General features: G+C 40.7%; 1 protein-coding gene. It reads right to left on the reverse strand.

The window, feature by feature from the left end; all coding sequences use genetic code 11:
* Window positions 1–250 (reverse strand): hypothetical protein (locus D0T57_RS15550; protein ID WP_163274371.1); only part of this gene is annotated, 250 nt, incomplete at its 3' end.
* Between the last annotated feature and the right edge of the window lie 52 nt (window positions 251–302).

Below are 302 nucleotides of genomic sequence, written 5' to 3' on the forward strand. Positions count from 1 at the left end.
CCTCGTTGTTTCGCGTATGATATACGATTATATCCCCAAAGGAGTGATAGTAAATAAAATTGCAGAGTTCGGACAAGAAACCCTGGGCATTTACTTTTCCGATAGAATGAAGAAAGTTAAGTGCGTATTGTCCGTTATCCCATCGTATCATATCCGAAGGGAAATCGACACCCAATATACCGGCAGTCTTTATAGTGGTACGTTGTGCAGAAAAACCTATCAATCCTGCAATTGGAAGCCAATATCCCATAGTCGTACGAATTGTGCACGATCGTATTGTAAATGACGGCTTTTTGCATATC

The sequence above is a fragment of the Dysgonomonas sp. 511 genome (genome assembly GCF_010501105.1).
GTDB lineage: Bacteria > Bacteroidota > Bacteroidia > Bacteroidales > Dysgonomonadaceae > Dysgonomonas.